The organism is Emticicia sp., assembly GCF_049241225.1.
Lineage (GTDB): Bacteria > Bacteroidota > Bacteroidia > Cytophagales > Spirosomataceae > Emticicia.
This window is the reverse complement of sequence record NZ_JBMLRC010000201.1, coordinates 4,987-7,884: the sequence shown is the minus strand read 5'-3', so window position 1 is coordinate 7,884 and position 2,898 is coordinate 4,987. Positions and strand designations below refer to the sequence as shown.

Genomic DNA, 2,898 nt, shown 5'->3' with positions numbered 1-2,898 from the left:
GTTGCTTGCATCAGTTTAATCAGCGTGCCAATAAATCGCAAAAACATAAACTAAAGTGAATAGTGTAAAGTGTAGGGTTAAGAATTATTAAAGTACCCCAAGGCTTTTCATAAAAATAATAGCACGCAGATAAAACGGATGTTCCAACGCTGATTTTCGCTGAATATTTAATAAAATCCGTATCAATCAGCGTTGCTTGCATCAGTTTAATCAGCGTGCCAATAAATCGCAAAAACATAAACTAAACAATTTATAATAAGCACTTTATGAATTTTACAAAGATCCCATGTAAAGTACATTCTTAACTATACACTAACTAAATTTCATAATTCAACAAAGCTTGCACCTCAGCAATATCATGTTTGCTCGTAAGGTCGGGCAAAACATCGGCGATTTGTATGGTATAGATTCCTTTCGGATTTTCGTTGGCCCACATACGCACAGTTACGGGAATCTCCTTTTCATTTCTTACTGGATGAAGTGGTGTTTTCTCCAAAAATGGTATCAAATCGGCACTCGTAAAGGCAAAAATATTCCAGCTAATGCCAATTCTCGGCATTGTTTGCGTGATTTCTGCCCATTCTTCATCATTTGGTTTTTCGAGCAAATCAAGCAAATACCCTTCCGAATCTTTCTTAATAATAGCACAATTTCTTACTCTTGGTTCATCATACCCATCGGTGTCCCAATCGAGCATGGCATTTGGATAGGTTTCATCAAGTAGTAGTTCAAAGGCTTTTACTGGATACAGATTATCGCCGTTGCAAACAATGAATCGGCTACTTTTCCACGCTGGAAATTGATTTAAGGCTTGCTCAATGGCATCCGTCGTGCCGAGTGGTTTCTGGCGTCCTTCGGGAATGTGTTGGCGAGCAAAGCCGATTTCTAACCCCCAGCTTTTACCTTCCTGCATCAGGTTTTCATAGTGCGGTTGCGAGACAGTATCTTTCGGATTGAGCAAAAGCACAACTTCCTTAACACCCGCCACTGACGCATTATATAATACGTAATCTAAAAACGGTCGGCCATCTTTACCCAACCCAATCATTGACTTGGGTAAGGTGTTGGCTTGTTCGATAAGTTTTGAGTCGAGGTTTGTGTTACCTTCTAAATTCTTTTTCATGCGAGACGACATTCCGCCTGCCAGTATCAATAATTTCATTTGAGGTAGTAGAACAATTTTCCAAATTGTTCGATTAATATTAATGAACAATCTTCAAAATTGTTCATTACCTTGGCTTTTCTATTTTATTTAACTATCAATGTCTTTCCAAAATATTGGTCGTTGATGCGTAAACGCACCAAAAATATTCCGCTTGAGAATTCGCTCAACGAAATCTGCTTGGAATAATTACCGAATATTAAATTCTCAACCGCTTCTGATTTCAGTTTTTTACCTAATTTATCGAATATTTCAAGCTCAACTTCAGCTTTTTTAGCTAAATTAAAATCCACAACTACTTGATTATCAGCAGGGTTTGGAAAAATATTCCAACTAACTAAATTCGATTCAGGTTCATTCCCTGTTACTGCAGATACAGTTTTATTTTCGATTACATCCTTCAGTATTTTATTTTCTGGGTCGAAAATTACCTGCGAAATTACTCCTTGTGGCTTAGAAAACATAATTTCTTGGGTTGCTTTATCAATAAACACAGTTGATAGGCTCTCTGAACCATCAGCCATTACAATTTTAATATCAACTGGCATCGAAAACACAACTGGGTTTGTACCCGACGATTGAGCAATCGTAATTTTCAATTCTTTCGATGTCTCGGCCGTATTCCAGCTATATGTGTATTTCGGATATCCTTCGCCATAAATCCACTGCTTGAAAAAATAATCTAATTTCAGACCTGTGGTCTCTTCGGCAACTTTCTGAAAATCTTCGGTTACGGCCGCACCATAAGCCACGTTCGACTTAAGATAGTTTTGCAGAATCTGATAAAATTTGTCATCGCCAACTATTCCACGAAGCATGTGCAGCACCATCGAGCCTTTATAATAACTACGATTTGATTCAAAAATACCACCAAAAATATCATTTATGTTCTGCACATATAAACTCCCAATGGCCCTCTTGGCTCTTGTAGCATTGTTATTCATGGTTGATTGATAGGCCGTTTTGCCTCCAACGGCTTCTGCATAAATAGCTTCACCATAGGTGGCAAACCCTTCATTGAGCCAAATACTTTCCCAATTTTTACAGGTAATTTTATCGCCAAACCATTGATGAGCCAATTCGTGGGCAATCAAACTACTGCCGTAGCTTCCCATCGAGCTGCACGTCTGATGCTCCATTCCTCCACCAAAGCCACATTGTGCGTGTCCGTATTTTTCTTTGATAAATGGGTAAAGTCCAAATTTCTCCGAAAAAAGCTTTAACATAAAAGGTGTCAAATCGAGTTGCGTTTTAGTGGTCGCTGTAAATGATTCTGGATAAACAAAATGATTGATTGTCATCGAATCTCGTTCTGAATACTTAAAATAATTTTTGTATTCAGTATAATTTGAACAAGCTATCGAAATCAAATATTGAGCAATTGGATAACGGTTTTTCCATTGATAAGTCTTTGTATTATCCTTGTTAGTAAGTACTTGCGTCAAGACTCCGTTAGAAACAGATACGAAGCTAGAAGGCATCGTAATCCAAACATCCGAAGAGTCGGCTTTATCCGCGGGCGAGTCTTTGCACGGAAACCAATCGGGCGAACCATAAGGCTCGCTCAAACTCCAAACCACGGGCGAGTTGCTACTTCCGTGTGTAGAAAACACAAAACTACCAAATGCCGAGCCATTGGGCTTGCCTTGGTAAAATACAATTACGCTCACAGCTTGCCCTTCGGTATATTGCTTATCAAGGGTTACACTCACTTTTTCGGATTCCTGCACGAAAGC

General features: G+C 38.8%; 2 protein-coding genes. Both read right to left on the bottom strand.

What is annotated here, in order from left to right; genetic code table 11:
* Positions 1-316: 316 nt before the first annotated feature.
* Positions 317-1,162 (bottom strand): sugar phosphate nucleotidyltransferase, encoded by an 846-nt coding sequence (locus ACOVO2_RS11155; protein WP_421770045.1) that lies wholly within the window; start codon positions 1,160-1,162, stop codon positions 317-319.
* Between the two features lie 86 nt (positions 1,163-1,248).
* Positions 1,249-2,898: M1 family aminopeptidase (locus ACOVO2_RS11150; RefSeq protein WP_421770044.1), on the bottom strand; the 1,650-nt coding region annotated here is incomplete at its 5' end.